We start from the raw sequence: 19,176 nt of genomic DNA on the forward strand, positions 1-19,176 counted from the left end.
TAGAAAAGCAGTTATTAGTTTCATAATCAACACATCCTTCAATACGAATGGCAGGTAGTGGTGGCCGGGTTTTGCAACCATTATTTGGTGTAAAAATAAAAATAGTCAACCTCAATCCCGCATGAACGGAAAAAAGTTGACTAAACACAGCTTTTTACAAATAAGGCAACCACAGTCAGCATCAAATCCATTAAAATTACGCTTTCGCATTAAAGGTAGGACAAATATAAAAAAAAATTAAGCCACCTTACTGCGAACCATGAGCGGGAGGCTCATGGTCGCAGGGTAGCTTTTTTAGCTCAACGCTGCCCATATCTTTCATGGAAGAACAGCGTTAGATGTGGTTTAATGATTAACGGGAAAACAATATTTTTCGCCGGTATAGGTAGGTGTTACGTTTATTAATAATTTGATTATGATTCTACTATAATTGTTCTGTCTTTTTCGTTTAACCTTGCCTTTATATTGTTGGCGTTCAGCAGTTTAATAATATTTTCAATGGTAGCCGTACGTGGAAGCTTGCCTTCGAATGAAATGGTTGGCTTTTTATCATCCTTATACTTAATATTTACATCGTACCAGCGGGCGATCTGGTTCATTGTATATTCAATATCGGCGCTGCCAACCGGAATGAATTTGCCCGTCCACCAAATGACATCCTCAGGGTCAACCCGTTGAACCGAAATAGTCCCTTCTTTCTGTTTAGCCTGTTCGCCCGGGTGAATTGTTTGGAAATTGCTTCCGGATGTTACTTTTACCTTGCCTTCTAATAACGTGGTTTTAATTGTTGCTTCAGTTACTTCGGGATCAGTATAGGCCATTACGTTAAAATGGGTTCCCAGCACTTCCACTTCATTTTTGTTTCCGGCGGGCGTATTTATTTTAACGATAAAAGGTGTTTTGACGGTTTTTCCCTTTTGGGCAATTGGGCCATTTACACCAGGCTGATTTTGAGGATTTACTTCAAAATAAGCTTCGCCGGTGAGCTCAACAATTCGCTCGTTCCCGGCGAAGGCTATAGGAAAACGCAATGATGAAGCCGCATTCAACCACACTTTACTTCCGTCAGGTAAAGTGATCTGGTATTCACCTCCTCTTGGAGTCGTGACTGTATTATACAAATCTTGTCCACTTTGACTACCGTCCGAATCCGGCTTCCTGTTATATATTAACCGTCCATCAGTCTTGGTGATCAGCATATGACCCTGATCTGCCAGGTTCCCATTCTGCGCTGTAGTCAATTCAATTTTAGATCCATTGGCAAGGGTCAGTGTGGCTTTATTACTGCCGGGAACGATCCGGCTTTTAGTGCCACTTTCGTTCGTTGCTGTTTGGGCTGTTTGATTATGGGTTGACTGTCCGAAATAATACCAGGTACCGGCAGAAATGAGGAGGAGAATAGCCGCTGCAGCAGCAATTTTACCAAATGGTATTCTGTACGTTTTCTTTTCGGGATACAGATCTACCAGTTTGGCTCCGTCAATTTTTTGCAGCGTCTTTTTCCAAATAGCTTCACTGTCAGTGCCGGCATAGTGTTTTAATTTTTCGCGTAAACCTTTTTTATCGGTGATCTGCTGAAAAAATAAACCATTATGCTCTGACTCTGCCAGCCATTCATTAAGTTCCTTTTCCTCTTCCTTACTCAAGCTTTCCTCGAGGAACTTTTCAATCAGACTTGTAATTCTATTTACCTTTTCCTGCATAGTTATGGTATTTAAAACTTGAAAGTCTCCAAACTCTCAGTAGCCTTTAAAACCTTACATTATATACAAACAACTAAAGGCTTTTTTTGACAAAAAATAATTTAAAAAAATAAATAAAGGTGATTGTTATTCAGTCCGTATAATAAAAAATAGCTATGTTTTCGGCTGTATGACCATTTTTCAGCTTGTAAGCCAGGGACCCGCATAGGCAAAGGCTGATAAAAACAGCTACCAGTAATTTCTTTTTCAGCAATTGAATGGCGCGGCTTTTTTGGTTCAGTACATTCCGGGGCGTGATCTTTAGTTTTTCAGCAACCTCGTCGGTACTGGCATCTTCAAAATAGATCAGTTTGAAGATCGTTTTGCATTTGGTGGGCAGCGATTCGATCAGCGGATAGATCTTTTTCAGCAGATCCCCTTCTATCATATCTGTCATAATATCCTGGTCATCCTTGTCGCGCTGGAGGTACGACAATTCACTTTGAGAAGCCGTTCTTCGCTGTATATGCCGCAGATAATTGAGGCAGGCATTCCGTGTGGCAACAAACAGGAAGGCTTTAATGTGTTCTTCGGAATGAAACGTATCGTGGCGTTGCCAAAGTTTTGCAAATGCTTCAGAAACAATATCTTCTGCCTGTTCTTTATCCTTTACCATTTGTATGGCGACGGTAAAGAGCAGTCTGTTGTAATTTTCGAATATCACTCGAAAAGCACTACTATTCCCTTGATTAAATGCCGTAAGCCAATCCTTTTCCAAAAATGTCTTCTTCATCGGGTTTCAATTTAAATCATCTTTAACCGGGAACCTTTGGCTGTTACCAATACCATTATTAAACCACGGTTGCCTTAACCGTGCTCAAATAAAGATAAGGTAGGTGACTATCAATAAATTGCTAATGGTACAGGAATAACTATCCAGTTTCAAAAATAACGGAGGTTGCTATAATCAGGGCGACTGCTGTAGTACCAGAAAACGCGTTATCTGCCCATTCTTATAAAGCAGCTAACGGCGGGATGCAAGTTTACAAAAATATATTAAAAAACTGCTTAAGTGTTTTCTCTAATTGCCCATAAGTAATTCACCTGATTTCTCAAGTGAAAAAATACGGTCAATCCATTGTCATTAATTAGTAAAAAAATTTTCGGCTCAGTAAATGGAAAGGTAACGGCTAATCGATTTTTCAAAAATAACCCGGGCCCCTTCGGCCAGGTTCATCCATTCAAAAGCGCCGTACATGGCATCGAAATGCAGGGGGTGAACCCGTTCGTAAATGAATTCAATGTCTTTTTTGGGCAGGGGAATATGATTGGGATAACTATACATGAAGGCCATATGCCGCCGGCTGGGGGCTACATAAATGCTGTCGCCGGTAAGTAAACACCCTGCCCGGCCATGGTCGGGTAAATGCAGGATGGTGCTGCCGGGGAAGTGCCCGCCTACATGTATAATGCTGATATTGTCCCAAAGCGTTTTTGAACCGCCCGACCATAATTCAATATAACCACCCGGATCTTTGATCCATTCCTTATCGGTGGCGTGTAAATAAATGGGACAGTCAAAGGCTGTGGCCCAATCCTGCATCAAACTATAATAATGCGGGTGCGAAATGGCAATGGCCCTGATGCCGCCCAGCGATCTGATGAATGCAATAGTTTGATCATCGATAAACGGAAGACAGTCCCACAGAATATTGCCCGATGAAGACAGTACGAGATGCGCTTTTTGCGCAATGGCGAATGCCGGGGTTATTCGTAAATCGTATATGGTAGACTGTAAGCGGGAAAAGCGGATAGTGCTTTTGGCAGCCAGTTCATTATAGCTGGTCCATACCTGTCCGGTAAAACCCGGGTATTGCCGGTCATCTGCACAGATCTCGCAAATGTGGGGAACAATAGAAGTGCCATATCGTACACCACAGGTGTAACAGATGTTCTTTGCCGAAGGCGAAAGGATCATAGAAAATTATTTGCGTAGAAAATGCTCCTATAGAAATTCAGACCTTTAACCAACAGGTGCTGCTGCCGGTGTTGCGTAATGTGATACTTATGATATTATAATGATCACAACAAGTGAGTATGTGCAGCTGATATTCAGGAAAGTGCACAGTACATTACCCAACGCACTATAGCATAATAATATCAGGGTTTCTGATAATGCAAAGTTAGTACCAGAAATTTTTTAAACGGCGCATTGCGACAAAAGCGTAAATATCAACAGCAAACATTTTTGTAAAGTTGTGCATGTATCTGCCTTTTATCTGACGACGTTTTTTCGTATATTTACAATTCACCAAAGAAAAGGAGGTATTCATGAAATCTACAGATCATTCATGGACACTTTCGGTTGGTATCGCCTAACCGGGGTACGTTCCATCAAAATATCTGCTGACATAGGTCAGGAGCCATTCCGATACAATCGGGATGGCTTTTTTAATTAGCTGTTTTTTCATCGTATGGTTTTCAATTTTAACTTAGCGTATGCTTACAGTCAGCGAACTATATATTTATCCCATTAAATCATTAGGTGGTATTTCATTGAATGCCGCCACACTTACCGATCGCGGCTTTGAATATGACCGGCGATGGATGCTGGTTGACGAAAACGACCATTTTCTGTCACAACGTGAAGTGAATACCATGGCCTTGCTAAAAGTTCAAATAGCGGCAACCGGATTGTTGGTTCAAAACAGCAGTGAGCCAGGCGCTGAATTGCTGGTTCCTTTTGACCCAGCCACTGAAGAAAGCTTCACTGTCACTGTATGGAGCAATCATTGCCGGGCATACCGGGTGAGCTCTGCCGCCGATGCCTGGTTCAGCAAACAACTTGGCATATCCTGCAAGCTGGTTTATATGCCCGAAAGCACTCACCGTTTTGTAGACAGCCGCTATGCGCATCAAAAAGAAATTACCAGTTTTTCTGACGGCTATCCTTTATTGCTGATCAGCCAGGCTTCGCTCGATGATCTCAACAGCCGGCTGCCATCGCCTGTACCCATGAACCGGTTCCGCCCAAATATTGTATTTACCGGTGGAACCGCTTTCCAGGAAGATTCAATGAAGGAATTTGAGATCAATGGTGTCACTTTCTTTGGGGTGAAACCCTGCGCCCGTTGCGTTATAACAACCATTAATCAGCAAACTGCCGAAAAGGCCAAAGAACCGCTTAAAACGCTTAGCTCGTACCGCATGAAGAACAACAAGATCTATTTTGGCCAGAATTTATTGTACCGTGGAAACGGAATAATTTCCATAGGCGATACTATAACGATTCATGAACAAAAGATGGTGGAAGCATTGCCTGATTAACCGGTTACCCATAAAGTTCTTTATTACTACACCTGAGGAAAAATAGCAACACACTGAGTGTATATTAATAAGTTATCAGTTTAAAAACCCTGGTCTGTTTTTTTTACTATTTAAGCCCCTGATAACTTACTAAATGTACCGTGATGAAAAATAATAGTAATAAAAAACTCCATCAATTACTGGCTCCGAAGGAGTCTTCATCTTTGCGTATGGTGTACAAGAATGAGGATGTAATTAATGATGATTACAAACCCGCCGGTAAAGAGATAAACCCTTCACAAACCAAGGCGCCCAATAAACTCTTTGTCAAGGAGCCGCTTCCGTTGTTTAATGATTACAGGTTCAAAGCAAAGGACCACGATCCGCTGTAAGCTGCAAGGGTTTTAATTTTCTTATTATTTATTGTTGTTTACCTTTTTATTATGCCGGGAGCGTACCTGCTTCGTATCGGGTTCGCTACTATATCGTATTTATCAAATACATGTTCTGCAGGTATTCCATACATGTTTCGTTCCTTTAAAGGAACGGCTTATATACGGCACATATACGAGACATGTACGAAATATGTACGGGAAATCAGCGAAACTGATACGAACCAGACCCGGCCCTGGGGTGAACCCGGGGTAGCCCCAAATCAATAGTAAAACCTGATTAAGACTAAAAGGTAGGAGCCGGAATTTTTGCGTTTTTTCTTTACGCATTCGTGGCTGTGTACTTAGTGCTTTTTTTGCGGAAAGAGTTTTGAAGGCTGTAATCTGTACTCCGCTTTCAGCCATTTTCCTCTCTTGTAAATATATGAAATATTTTACCATGTAAGCTGGCCGGCGCCTTTACCTGAAGGCTGGGTGGGGGAGGGGAAATGTTCTATCGGCCGGCCCTTGCTTAAAGGCTTGATCTGGATGGGGCATTCGTATTGGCCGCGATTGGGTGTGAAAGCCGGCTTTTGGAAGGGCCGGGCTCTGAGTGTCCGGCACCGGGAAGGGGCCTATTCAAATTGCCGGCGATTGGGTGTTAAAACCAGCGTTTGGAAGGGCCGGGCTCTGAGTGTCCGGCACCGGGAAGGGGCCTATTCAAATTGCCAGCGATTGGGTGTTAAAACCAGCGTTTGGAAGGGCCGGGCTCTGAGTGTCCGGCACCAGAAGGGGCCTAATCGCGCATTGTACCTCATTAAGCCTGGAACCCCGGTTAGTCTATCGGACAGGCACTCTTACTATTGATCCGCGGTTTGCAGGCATTGTTCGCATCCTGGTTGTAGGTACTTTGGTCCCACACAAAACCCAATTCAGAACTTCCGGTGGTATAGGAATACCGGTTCTGCCCAATGGGGGCGTCGTGTGCAAGGCCTGCGCGCACTTTGTATCCATTGCCGCTTTTACCGGCGAGGTTAATTGACAGGGTAACTGTAAAGGCATCGTAATTACGGAAATTTATACTGCCGCGGTACCAAACTCCCAGGCTGATGTCATATTGATTCTGCGTTATTTCGGTTCCAACCTGAAATGAATTCTGTTTGTCCTGCGTATAAACAATGCCGGCTATACTGTATGACCAGCTTTGTTCGGGATTGGTATAAGTATACATAGCGTTACCCGTCCAGCGAATGGGGAGCTGGCTGCGAAAGGTGTCGGCTGTGCTGGTGAGCGATTCATCGGGGCGGTTAATATGATGGGCGCTACCGCCAAGCAATAACCGGTTATTATCATTAAAGTTATAGTTGAAGAAAAGTCCGGCCGAAAAATCAGCAAACCATTTGCTGCTGTTCACCGCTTTATCGGCCGACGATACGCTGCCGGGAATAACGCCATCAACATCGAGCTGATCGGCAAACACCAGTTTGCTGTAATCAATTCTTCTTTGCATAAAGCCAAATTGCAAGCCGCCGCTGGCAAACCAGCGGGGAACATCGCCGTTTTCGGCAGCTGATAAAGTGCCCGAACAAATAGTATAAGCATAGGAACCGTAAATACCGGTTTTTTTCAGATAACCTTCTGATGAATGGGTGCCCAGCAAACCAAAACCGCCATGCAGGGAAGGAACGAATTTATCGACCGATACGGCGCTATAGGAAATTTGGGAAGGAATGCTCCACCATTGCCGGCGATAGATGGCGCTGAACCGCAGATCGTAATCACCGGCGCCAGTTGCTGCCGGGTTCAAATATACGGGCGACAGGAATGGTTGCGAAAACACCGGGTCCTGCGCCTGTAGGTTCAGGGCTAATTGCAGGATTATGATTATGGTGAGTAAATATTTATTCATTTTTAGTTTTGGTCTTTCAGTTATTGAGTTTATTCGTTTTTAAGTTTGTTGGTTATTGAGTTCGTTAGCTACTGAGTTCTCCATTCACGTTTCAACTTATTAACTCTCGAACTAACAAACTCGATTATTTGATTACCGTCACAAACCCTGCTTTCACATATTTATCACTTCCGGGATATTGCATGCCTTTCCACTCTGTTCCATTTATATACCGCGCTTCTATTTGCCAGCCATAGGTATCCTGCTGCAATGGCTTTCCATTATAGCTTGCATCCCAGGGTTCATTGGGCGAGCCATTGCCATCGAGCCGGGTTGTTTCAAATACTTTTTGCCCCCATGAATTGAAGATGCGCAACCGGTATTGCGACAAGCCTTTGCCCATAGGTAAAAACTGCCGTAAAGAATTATTACTGCAGCCGGGGCATATGGCGTTGGGCACATACAAATAGCCCGGCATGTAAAGAATGCGTACCTGTACGGTATCGTAACCGCTGCAACCAGTTCCATAATCCTGTACATATAACTGTACGTTATAAACGCCGGTATCGCCATAGGTATAGGTGATCTTTTGGCCCGAGCGTTGCTGCCGGGTGCGGTCGCCCAGGTCCCATTGATAAATTTTATTGGCATTGGTGGGTGTGGCATCCCAGAACGTAAAGGTGTAATCGGGTTGCAGTAATACGTTTGATGGCGACAGGGCAATATCGGGGCGTGGCAATGGTTGAATGGCCAGGGTGCCTGCTGCCGTAGTATCGCCACAACCTGATTTATTTTCGGCCAGTATTTGAATACTATACTGGGTAGTCGTTGTTGCTGTTGCCGGTGCGCGGAAGTGGTAATTGAACGGACTGTCCATTCCCTCGAGCGTATTGTTGATAAACCATTTCAGGTGCACTTCGTCTGTGCCGGAATATTTAATACTGGCTTTGTAAGAAACGGTTGTATCGTGATTACAGGTATTGGTGTTGGCGGGGGTGTATTGCACCACAGGCGTATTGTATACGTCAAACGAATAGGTGGTGCTGTCTGCACAATCTGAGGTGGTATGAACAACCAGTTTCACCCAATAGGTGCCGGGTTTGTTATAGATATGCGCTGCGCTGTTGCCGGTTGCTTTAAAGGTATAGGGCGCCTGGGCGCTGTCATAGAATGTCCATTCTATTTTAAGGGCATTGGTGGCATTGGTGGCGGTAGTTTGCAAGGTATAGGGAATGCATGCTTTGCCGGGGCGTACAGTTATTTGCGGTACAATTTTATCTGTTACCACAATGTTTTTTGATGTGGTATCGGTACATACCAGTCCGCTATTGTTTAATTTTTGCGCCACCTGCTTAATGGCGTAAGTGCCTGCCGACTGATAAGCATGTGAAGCATTGGCAGCAGAAGAAGTTTGTCCATCGCCCCAAAACCATTCAAATGCGGTTGCATTTTGTGCCGTGCTGGTAGTTAATACATTACTGCCGGTACAAACGATCGTGTTGCTGAGATTGAATGCGGCTACCGGCTTACTGTAAACAGTGACTTTGCGATAAATGGTTGTATCGGTACAATCGTTTTCGAGTTGTATGCTTACCGTATACACGCCTGCAGCAGTGTAGGTATGGTTGACGGTATTTTGCGCATTCGGCGTTTTTACCAGTGGCGATTGGTCGCCGAAATCCCAGGTAAGGGTAGAGGCGCCGGTGCTGCTGTTATTAAAGATGGCCGTATGCGGGGCGCAGCCTTCCAGCTGGTTTCCATTCACTGTTACCCGGGCGTCAATTGAGTTGGGTAGCACTAGCAGGGTAATGGTTTGGGTATCGCGGCGGCAATGATTTTCGGCGATCAACCTAAGATCAAATGTGCTGATGACGCCGGTATGGTAAATATGTACAAAGGTATTGTTGCTGGTAGTGGTATCGGTAACCCCATCACCGAAATTCCAGTAATAGGCAAAATTGTTACCTGCCGATCTATTGGTTATAGTAACATCAAAAGGCGAGCAACCTTTTGTGGTATCTACGGTGAAACGGGCTTTGGCGTCGGCATATACCAACACACTGTCGCGATAGTACGAGGTATCGCAACCGTTATACGCTTTCAGGGTAATGTAAAAAGTGGTATCGCGGAAGGCAGGATTGGAATTATAGGTAATGGCAGCCGGCGAAGCCTGTGTACTGGAAGTGCCATTGCCGAAATTCCAGAAGAACCGGATGCCATTCAACTGGCTCGAGGTGTTGGTGAATGTTACGGTCAAAGGCCCGCATCCTTTTGCCTGGTCTTTAGTAAAGCCGGCTGTTACCCCGGGCACGGTATTAAACGTCATATCCATGCTGTCGGCTTTACAGCCATGGGCGCTGGCGGCAACCAGTTTTATCACCACGGTTTGCGCCTGGCCGGCCATAGGGTAGCTGGGAAATGCACCGTTGGTGTTGGAACCGATCAATGCACCATTGGCGTACCAGTTATATTGTCCGTTGCCTTGCGGGAAGGGAATGGTTTTGATCACAGAATCGAGGTTCACCGGCGCGCATTTGGTGGTGCCGGTGGCCGTGAACTGCGCTTTGGCATCGGGGTTAACGGTCACCTGCAGGCTGGTTGTATCGGCACATCCGTTGGCCAGGGAACCTGCCAGGTAATACGTGGTGGTAGTGGCCGGGGTAGCCATTACCGTATCGGGCGTTTTATAATTCAACGTAGTGGCTGGCCACCAGGTGTAGGTGGTGGCGCCACCCCCTTCCAGTTGCGTGCTGTTGTTAATACAAATAGTGGTAGCGGCAGTGGTGATGGTAACAACGGGCCGGCGTTTTACCGTGATATAAATAGAATCTTCTGTTGCGCAGTTGGCGCCAATGGAGGCAATTAATTTATAGCCATAAGTTGTATCGGAAGCTGTGCCGGTATAATCGAGGGTTAATGCGGGATTGGCGCTTGTTGCATTGCTAAGGCCGGTTACCGGTGACCATTGATAGCTTACGCCATTTACTGCAGGCGAACCAATGGTGATGCTTTCCCGGCTGCAGATGGTTGTATCGTTGCCGGCATTGGCAACTGGTTTTGCGGTAATGGTCACCGTTGTATTTATGGTAACACTGGTATTACAACTGCTGTCGGTTACTTTCAATTGAACCGCATGGGTGCCGGTGCTGGTATATTGTATGGTGCCGGGATTCAGTTGACTGGATGTAGCCGGCGTACCGTTGGTGAAGGTCCATTGATAGCCGAGCGGGCCGGGTGAGTAACAGGTGCTGGCAGTGGCTGAAGGGGTAAGGCCATTGCTGATACAAACTGCATTGATGGGGGTAATGGTTCCTTTTGGTGAGCCTTTTACATAGAATGTATCTTCTTTAAATGATTCAGCGCAGGCCAGGCCGGCGTCTATGGCCGAAACGGTAAGGCGTATAATGTATTGTCCCGGTACATTGAATTGCATTTCGGGCGAAGGCGTATTAGCGGTTGAACCGTTTAAGAACTGCCAGGCATTTGATTGGTTGGCGCTGCAGTTTAAGGGGTCGCTGTAAGTAACCTTCCAGGTGTATTTATCGCCCTGGCATCCGTTTACGGGTGATGTGTTGGTAAACACAGCGCTGCCTGGCCCGCAGCTGGTTTTGCTGCTCATAGTGAAACGGGCATCGGGTGCATTGCGTACACAGATCACTTTTATGGTACTATCTAACCCACACTTTTCATTAAATATATACAGCCTTACCGTGTAAGTGCCGGTTGCGGTGAAAGTAAGATCCACGATGGGGCTGCCACCGCTCCATAAAAAACCATTGGTAGCATTGCCATTTAATGAACCCGTGGTGCCTGAATTGATCGTATAGCCGGTAGCCGGTGAAATGGTCCACACCTGTTTGCCGGTATTGGTACAGGTAGAGCCGGTACCACCGGTGGGGGTTATTACCGAACCATAGGTAGAGTTGCTGATAATTGACACCGGGCTATTGGTACATACTGTTTCGGAAGGGGTTACGTAGATGTTGGCCCGCGGTTTACCCGACACATAAATAGGCACTACCGATGGACTGGTTGTACCGCAGGGGTTTTCAATGGTAAGATAGGCGCCAAATGCATTGTCGAAGGTATTGTTACCACTACTGCTGCTAAAGGAGCAGGAGCCCCGCGCAAAGTAATGCGCTGCAATGGAGGGTGGCGGATGAACAAATACCTGTGGAACGGAGCCATCATTGATAAGAAAAGTGTATTGCGTACCTGGCGGGTTGGCCGAAATATTATTGATGGCGAACCGGAGGGAATCGGATGAGCAAACGTCGGTATTTCCCAGGCTCGATAATCCGCCGGCGGGGGTAGATCCGAGGAACACAATGTATTTTTTGATGCCGATACAACCATCGGCGCCAGTGACGCTTACCGTCATGGAATTGCTGCCCAACGGAAAAATATGCTTTATAATAGTGGCTGCCGGCCAGGTATTGAAGGTGGTATCGGGCGTACCATCGCCCCAGGAAATAGTATAGCTGGCGTTAATGCCCGTTGTTGTTGACTGATTTATGAAACTGAACGTGTAGGAGGCAATATTTGAGCAGCGTTTGAAAGTGGGCACTCCGTTGAAGGTGCCAAAGCTTATTGCGGCATCGGCATTGCCAACCGATGCATCAGGTACCTTTTTGACAACAACGGTTTGGGTGGAGGAGTCCTGGCAACCAAATAAGTTGGTGACAACCAGTTTTACCGGGTAGGTGGTAGTGCCCGGCATACCCACTGCATTCAGGAATTGATGGGCAGGGTTTGGAGCCGTGCTGGTGCTGCCATCGCCAAAATCCCAAATATAGGAAAGGCCGGTACCAATAGAATGATCAGTGAACTGAATATTGATATTACCACAAACATTATCGGGGGTAAAGCTGAAGCTGGAGGTTGGTTTGCTGTTCGAGACATGCACTACAATAAATGTAGAGTCAGACATATTGCCACCGGTTATTAGTTGACTGGCAGTATAATAGCCGGCAGTGGGGTACATTACGTAAATGGGGCCAATACCTGTTGCGCCGGTTTGGCTGCCACCTGTAAAACGCCAGAAGATATTCATAGCGCCCTGCCCTGAACTCTGGTACATGATGGAGTTCCCTTCACATACCCGTACTGTATCTCCATGATTGACCACCTGGCCATTGGCCCTGATGCCGGCTATTACCTGGGTGAATGCCGGTGAATCATAGAGTAACGATACAAACAACAATAACAAAAAGGCAGACGTCTTTCGTGTCTGGCGCATACAATCAGGGTTAGGGGTTAAATAGGATCAGGAAAGGTCTCGCGGATTTTCTGGAAAGGATATAGATCGCCGGTGCAAACAGCCTGAGTGCCGGCGGCTGCCCGCTGTACCGGGAATAGTAATTGATTGGGAAATAAAATGCCTGCGAAGCCTGGCGTTATTGAACGCTTCTGTCGGTTCGGGCAAATTCCTATGCCAATCGGTTTTTTTCTTTTTTGTGGAAGAGGCGAATGCTAAAAGATGGGCGCTAAGGTACGGAAAAAGGAAGTAGGAAGTAAGAAATAGGAAGTACCCGAATTTCGGGACTCCCGCATGTAAGCAGCTGGAAATCGGAAAAATCGGAATCTTCTTACTTCATACCTCTTACTTCACAAACCTATTATCTGAAAGCTCCCCTGTTATTTCAACCAAAAGTTAATAAAACCTTAAACGGCCATCAAACCTGCAACGGCTATTAAAAGGGGAGTGTCTACTTGCCTTCAAATTAAACTCATGAAACCAAAACTAATTGCCACGGGCATAGGGCTATGCTTTTGCCTGTATGGTTGTTTCCCCGACAGAAGATATGCTGACACGGACACTTATGTTCCTGTATACATGTCGCCTGCTGATAAGAGTAACATCTTTTTGGCAAATGCACGCACAACCGAAAAGTCGGGAAAGATCTACGCCTTTGGAAATACCATTTTTCAGAACGATCTCAATAAAGGCATTCATATCATCGACAATACCAACCACGCCGATCCTAAAAAGATCGCATTTCTAAACATTCCTTATAATACCGAGTTTGCGGTGAAAGGCAATTACATCTACGCCAATAATGTGAACGACCTGGTGGTTATTGATATCAGGGACCTGAATAATCCGGTGGTAGTAAAAAGAATAGAAAACGCCTTTCCCTACATCAACCAGGAATATCCCCCGCAGTCGGGCTATTTTGTTTGCCCCGACCCCGCCAAAGGCATAGTAGTGGATTGGGAATTACAAACCGTTAAATCACCTAAATGCCATCGTTAAAAACTACCAGTATGAACAAATTATTACTTTATATGCTGTTGCCAGTAGTGCTGGTAACAGCGCTGAGATGCGAAAAAGCTTCTGTTGCTTCGGCCACTACCGGCAGCGGGGGATCAACTGCCCGGTTTGCCATACAGGGCAACTATTTGTACACCGTTGATAAGAGTAGCCTGAAAGTGTTCAATATTGCAGATATCGCCAATCCTGTATTGAAGAACACGGTGCCGGTTGGTTTTGAAATAGAGACCATTTATCCGTTCAAAGACAAACTGTTTATTGGTTCAACCAGCGTGGTGCATATATTTTCTATCGACAACCCCGAAAACCCGGAGAAATTAAGCACGGCCATTTCACCCGATGTTATACGCCGTTGCGATCCGGTGGTTGCCAAAGACACCGTAGCTTTTGCCACGCTGCGCACCAGTGGCCCCTGTGGGGGCAGGTTTAGTGTGCTGGCCGCATACGACATCAGGGATATTACCAACCCTGTACAAAAAGGAACTTTCCCGGTCAGCGAGCCATACGGATTAGGCTATTCTGATACCGCCCTGTACGTATGTGATCGTTATGGCCTTTTGGTATTTAATATTGAGAACGCCTATACTCCCCAACTGAGAAAAACATTCACCGATGGCTGGTACCTCGATGTGATCCCCTACAACAATACGCTGATATGCCAGGTGCAGGATGGATTGACCTTATACGATATTACCAGTTGCATGAAACCAACCCTCATTACAAAAATTAAATAATGATCCGTATTTGTTTATTGTGCCTGCCCCTGTTGTTGGCAGCAGGGGCGGCCTATGCCCAATTGTATCCATCGAAAGTGACACGAATGGATACCGGCAAAGTGTATCTCCGGTTGCAACCTATAGGTTTAGCCGATCTCCTTGACGGAAATTTTACAGTTGGTGGCGAGTACCGGTTCAACAAAACCTGGTCGGCCACGCTTGATGCCGGTTTTATATTTTATTCGAAGTATATGGGCTACACTGAAAAGACTACAGGCATATTACTGCGTCCCGGCATCAGAAAGTATGCAGGTAAATACAAGGATTATTTTTTTGATCTGCAGCTTCACTATAAAGAAGTAATGTACCGGGTATATGACTGGATAGACAGGGGTGTTGTGAATGGTGCGCCTGCATATCAGGAGCTCACAACTTTCCGGTACCGGAAGCAGGTGTATGGTGTGCACCTCATGGCTGGCGGACGGGAATTCTTAACTAAAGATCACCGGTTGTTCCTGGAAATTGTTGCAGGAATTGGAATTCACTATAAAGTAACCGGGGCTTATCACGAGGGCAATAGCCTTGTTGAAGACCCTTTTGCCTTAGTGATAAACCGGAATAACAATCTGAAAACGCCCGCAAGAACTGTAATGCCTGCTTTGCCATTAACTGTACGTGTGGTCTATAAACTGAGGTAATGCAGCCTGCCTTACACTTCTTTTCGCAATACTTCCAATGGCGGTTTGTTCAGTACACTGCGGCTGTTGAGCAAACCGATTATCACCGTTAACAGCGAAATGGCAACAAACAAGGTGATAACCGGTACCCATTGTGGCGTAAAGGAAGCATTGAAGGCGTATTTCGCCAGCGCCCAACTGGCTGCTATCGACAGCAAAAGGCCAGTGGCGGCCGCCAGTGCGCCAAGGAAGAAATATTCCAGGGCTGTAATGAATAAGATCTGTTTACGGCTGGCCCCCAGCGTACGCAACAGAATGCTTTCCTGCATGCGCTGGAATTTGCTGATGAGCACAGACGCTATCAATACAATTATACCGGTAATAATGCTGAACCCCGCCATAAAGCGGATCACGAAACCGATCTTGTCGAGCACTTCATCGAGCACGCTCAGGATCAGGTTGAGATCGATGATTGACACATTGGGGTATTTGCGCACCACGGCCTGTTGAAAACGCGCCGATACCTCAGGTGAAGGTACCCGGGTTACCAGCACATGGAACTGAGGCGCATCTTCGAGCACACCCGTTGGAAAAACCACCCTGAAATTGGTTTGCACCCGCTGCCAGTCAACCTGCCGCATGCTACCCACCACGGTTGGAATGAGGGTGCCCTGCACATTAAAAATAATATGGTCGCCCAGGTTCACATGTATGCGTTTGGCATACCTGTCTTCCATGGAAATATAGATCACATCTTCGGGCGAGGTAACCGGGCCGTACAGTTTACCGGCAGTGAGTTTTTCGGAACTGGTAAGCGTATCGCGGTAGGTTACGCGAAATTCCCATTCGTAGGCTTCTGTTCTGAAAGCCGAACCCGAATCGGCTTTTACCTGGGCGGCAGTTTGTTTATTGATCTCTTCCACCCGCATGGTGACAATAGGCACCTGTTGCATTACGGGCAGTTTGTATGTTTTGGCCAGTTCGGCCACACTGTCCTTCTGGTTGTTCTGGATATCGAACAAAACCATGTTGGGCTGATTGCCACTACCCGATAACGTTACCCGGCTGATGAGTATATTCTGGATAAAATACAGCGTACCTATAAAGGCGGCGCCCAACCCGATGGTCACTATCAGAATAAGTGTTTGGTTGTTGGGCCGGTACAAATTGGCAAAGCCCTGCCGCCACAGGTAATTCCAGGTAGCGGGGAAGAACCGGCGCACCAGCCAGCGCAGACTGAAAGCCACTAATGATAATAATAGAAAGGCTACCAGTATGCTCAACGTAAAGATGATGGCCTGCCGCCAGCTATGGATCTGCCACCAGGTAAAACCGGCCACAAAAAATAAAATGGCGGCATACACCAGAAATTTGAGCGGGTCGCGAAACCGCACCTGTTCTACCGAAAGGCGCAGCGTATACAGCGGAGAAATATTGCGCACACTTACCAGGGGCAGCAGGGCAAACAATAAGGAAATTACAATGCCCGAGATGATGCCCTGGGTAATGGCTTTCCACGAAATGATGGTGGTTACCTGTACTGGTAAAAAATCTTTGAAAACAGCCGGCAATTGCTGTTGAATGGCAATGCCCAGTGCAGCGCCCAGTATTGAACCTATTAAACCAATGCCCACGATCTGGATCAGGTATATGAGAAATGCCTGTATCGAGTTCACTCCCAGGCAACGCAAAATGGCAATAGAAGAAATTTTTTCCCTGATGTAAATATGAACGGCGCTGGCTACTCCTATACAACCCAGCAGCAGGGCAATAAAGCTGATGAGCGTAAGGAACTGGTTAAAATCTTCGAACGCCCGGCCGGTATTTCTTTTTCTTTCTTCAACTGTATCATAATCGAGCCCTTCTTTATCTAAACGCGGTTCTATATCCGAAATCACGCTTTCAATAACAGCCGGCTGTTGGTATTTATAATAATAGGAGGTAGCTATGCGGCTGCCTTTCTGTATTAACCCGGTTGAATCGAGGTATTTGAGCGGAATGTATACCGGCGGGGCAACAGTGGTTGAAATACCGGTTCGGCCCGGTGCTTTGGTAATAACGCCGGCAATGGCAAACGTTACATCGCCAATTTGAATGGAATCGCCTACCTGCGCATTGTATTGCAGCATCAGGGTTTTATCAACAAGCGCCTCTCTGTTCTTGCGAAAGGTTCTGGCCGCCCGTACAGGGGTGGTCTCAATGGCGCCATAATAGGGATAATCGCCTTCGAGCGCCCGCACCTGCACCAGGCGGGTGCCATCGTTTTTGGTAAAATAGATCATGGAGGCGAATGTGCGTTCAATAGAACGTTCATCGCCCAGCGAATCGAGCAGGGGCTTTATGCGGGAGCTTACTCTTTTATTGCTTTCGATCACCAGGTCGGCCCCAACGAGTGTTTTAGCCTGTGAATCGATATCGGAACGCACATTATCGCCCAATGAAAAAATAGCGACCAGGGCTGCAATGCCCATTACTATTGATGATACGAACAGGAACAACCGCGACCGGTTACGGCGGCTATCGCGCCAGGCCATTTTCAGTAGCCAGCCCAGGCGCAGGCGTCTTTTATATTTGAATCTTTCTAAATCCATCCTGCCAGTTTATTTCTGATTTTGAGATTTTGTGATTTGGCGATTTCTTTTATTCGGGCATGAATTCAAATCTCAAAATCCCGAAATCTCAAAATTGCCAGAATCCTGATATCTCAAAAGCAACAGTTTTTTAATTCAGCTCGTCTGAAACCAGATTTCCACCCCTGATCTTTATAATACGTTTTGTTTGTGAAGCCAGCTCCAGGTTATGCGTTACAATAATTAATGTTGTACCAGCTTCCTGGTTCAGGTCGAAAAGCAATTTGATCACTTTATCGCTGGTTTCCACATCGAGGTTACCGGTTGGCTCATCGGCAAATAAAATACGGGGATTGTTCGAAAACGCACGGGCAAGCGACACCCGTTGCTGCTCACCACCCGAAAGCTGGGAAGGGTAGTGGTGCAGCCGGTCGTTCAGTCCTACTTTATCGAGCAGGTTGACTGCACGGGCGCGAACATTTTTTTCGCCGCGCAATTCCAGGGGCACCATCACATTTTCGAGCGCCGTTAGCGTTGGCAACAATTGAAAATTCTGGAAAATAAAACCTACGTAGCGATTACGTACCTGGGCGCGCTCATCTTCGCTCAGCTTGTCGAGCCGGATATTATTCAGTTCCACCGAACCCTGGCTGGCGCGGTCGAGCCCGGCGCACAACCCCAGCAGTGTGGTTTTACCACTGCCACTTGGGCCAACAATAGAGATGGTTGAACCGGCTTCTACCGTAAAATTCACTTCATTGAGCACGGTGAGGGTTTGTCCGGCGCCCTGGTATGTTTTACTTACGTTCTTTACGTTAAGGATTGTTTCCATCGTTATAGGTTCCTGATAAAAAATAGGTACACTCTTTAAACTTTTAATTACAGTTGTATGGTGATAAAGTTGCTTAATTTAATGTTATTTTGGGGAGAAGGAGGTATCAATGAAACAGTTTAGCAGTATTTTTTATATAGGCGGAAAATTTATAGTGGGAAGTGTGCTGATAATGGCATTGCTCACCCGTTGTGGCAGCAATGAGGAAAAGACAAATGATGCCGCAAAACAAAAGCGGGAGCAGTTACCGGCCACCACCAATAAGGCAAAAGCAAAGACGATCGTATTTTTTGGCAATAGTCTCACCGCAGGGTATGGTGTAGACCCCTCAGAAGCATTTCCTGCCCTGATCCAGGAAAAACTGGATTCATTACAACTACCATATAAAGTGATAAATGCGGGGTTAAGCGGCGAAACCACTGCGGGCGGTAAAAACCGTATTGACTGGATCCTTCGCCAACCGGTAAACATTTTTGTACTGGAGCTGGGCGGAAATGATGGATTGCGGGGTATTCCCATTGCAGAAACCTCGCGCAACCTGCAGGCTATTGTTACCAGGGTAAAAGAAAAATATCCCGAAGTCAGGATCATCCTGGCAGGTATGCAGGTGCCGCCGAATATGGGCCGCAATTACGCCACGGCCTTTAGGGTGGCATTTCAACAACTGGCGGCCAATAATAACCTGGAACTAATACCCTTCCTGCTCGAAAATGTAGGCGGTATCTCTGCCCTGAACCAGGGCGATGGCATTCATCCCAATCCTGAGGGGCATAAAATTGTGGCGGAAAACGTATGGCGGGTATTGAAGGGGCTATTATAAAAAAACGTCCCGTACCGGTTGAACCGGCACAGGACGCTTT

13 protein-coding genes are annotated in these 19,176 nt (G+C 46.3%); 6 read left to right on the forward strand and 7 right to left on the reverse strand.

Translation table 11 applies throughout. From position 1 onward, the window contains the following. Window positions 1-413 precede the first annotated feature (413 nt). The 3 genes from A3860_RS16365 to A3860_RS16375 form a co-directional block, all read right to left on the reverse strand. Entirely contained in the window at window positions 414-1,703 is a 1,290-nt protein-coding gene (locus tag A3860_RS16365) for a FecR family protein (RefSeq protein ID WP_081147798.1), read from the reverse strand. 130 nt (window positions 1,704-1,833) lie between these two features. Then, window positions 1,834-2,475: an RNA polymerase sigma-70 factor gene (locus A3860_RS16370; protein ID WP_081147799.1), complete on the reverse strand. Its 642-nt coding sequence runs from the start codon at window positions 2,473-2,475 to the stop codon at window positions 1,834-1,836. Window positions 2,476-2,850: 375 nt separating this feature from the next. Continuing rightward, on the reverse strand, window positions 2,851-3,660 hold the full coding sequence (locus A3860_RS16375; RefSeq protein ID WP_081147800.1) for an MBL fold metallo-hydrolase: 810 nt from the start codon (window positions 3,658-3,660) through the stop codon (window positions 2,851-2,853). Window positions 3,661-4,181: 521 nt separating this feature from the next. Here A3860_RS16375 and A3860_RS16380 point away from each other — a divergent pair. Together A3860_RS16380 and A3860_RS16385 are read left to right on the forward strand one after the other, a co-directional pair. Continuing rightward, complete coding sequence (locus tag A3860_RS16380; RefSeq protein ID WP_081147801.1) at window positions 4,182-5,009, forward strand: MOSC domain-containing protein; 828 nt, start codon at window positions 4,182-4,184, stop codon at window positions 5,007-5,009. Window positions 5,010-5,152: 143 nt separating this feature from the next. Continuing rightward, the gene (locus tag A3860_RS16385; protein ID WP_081147802.1) at window positions 5,153-5,380 is read left to right on the forward strand and encodes a hypothetical protein; all 228 of its coding nucleotides are present in this window, start codon (window positions 5,153-5,155) and stop codon (window positions 5,378-5,380) included. 814 nt (window positions 5,381-6,194) lie between these two features. Here A3860_RS16385 and A3860_RS16395 read toward each other — a convergent pair. Further along, a complete protein-coding gene (locus A3860_RS16395) occupies window positions 6,195-7,268 on the reverse strand; it encodes a PorP/SprF family type IX secretion system membrane protein (RefSeq protein WP_081147804.1) in 1,074 nt (357 codons plus the stop codon). A 124-nt stretch (window positions 7,269-7,392) separates the two neighbouring features. Next, complete coding sequence (locus A3860_RS16400; protein ID WP_081147805.1) at window positions 7,393-12,486, reverse strand: PKD domain-containing protein; 5,094 nt, start codon at window positions 12,484-12,486, stop codon at window positions 7,393-7,395. Window positions 12,487-12,978: 492 nt separating this feature from the next. Between A3860_RS16400 and A3860_RS16405 the strand changes: the two genes are divergently transcribed. From A3860_RS16405 to A3860_RS16415, 3 genes are read left to right on the forward strand one after another with little or no spacing between them, the layout of a single operon-like run. Beyond that, window positions 12,979-13,503 (forward strand): LVIVD repeat-containing protein, encoded by a 525-nt coding sequence (locus A3860_RS16405; protein WP_081147806.1) that lies wholly within the window; start codon window positions 12,979-12,981, stop codon window positions 13,501-13,503. A gap of 11 nt (window positions 13,504-13,514) precedes the next feature. Then, window positions 13,515-14,255 carry an LVIVD repeat-containing protein gene (locus A3860_RS16410; protein ID WP_143774134.1) on the forward strand — a complete coding sequence of 247 codons (741 nt, stop codon included), beginning with the start codon at window positions 13,515-13,517 and terminating at the stop codon, window positions 14,253-14,255. After that, window positions 14,255-14,935: a hypothetical protein gene (locus A3860_RS16415; protein ID WP_081147808.1), complete on the forward strand. Its 681-nt coding sequence runs from the start codon at window positions 14,255-14,257 to the stop codon at window positions 14,933-14,935. The genes A3860_RS16410 and A3860_RS16415 overlap by 1 nt, the downstream gene beginning before the upstream one ends. Before the next feature lie 11 nt (window positions 14,936-14,946). Here the strand turns inward: A3860_RS16415 and A3860_RS16420 are convergent, their stop codons facing one another. Both A3860_RS16420 and A3860_RS16425 read right to left on the reverse strand, forming a co-directional pair. Continuing rightward, complete coding sequence (locus tag A3860_RS16420) at window positions 14,947-17,505, reverse strand: ABC transporter permease (protein ID WP_081147809.1); 2,559 nt, start codon at window positions 17,503-17,505, stop codon at window positions 14,947-14,949. 130 nt (window positions 17,506-17,635) lie between these two features. Then, the gene (locus tag A3860_RS16425; RefSeq protein WP_081147810.1) at window positions 17,636-18,316 is read right to left on the reverse strand and encodes an ABC transporter ATP-binding protein; all 681 of its coding nucleotides are present in this window, start codon (window positions 18,314-18,316) and stop codon (window positions 17,636-17,638) included. A 109-nt stretch (window positions 18,317-18,425) separates the two neighbouring features. Between A3860_RS16425 and A3860_RS16430 the strand changes: the two genes are divergently transcribed. Beyond that, on the forward strand, window positions 18,426-19,136 hold the full coding sequence (locus A3860_RS16430) for an arylesterase (RefSeq protein WP_081147811.1): 711 nt from the start codon (window positions 18,426-18,428) through the stop codon (window positions 19,134-19,136). The last annotated feature ends 40 nt before the right edge of the window (window positions 19,137-19,176 follow it).

The organism is Niastella vici (assembly GCF_002077945.1).
Taxonomy (GTDB): Bacteria; Bacteroidota; Bacteroidia; order Chitinophagales; family Chitinophagaceae; genus Niastella; species Niastella vici.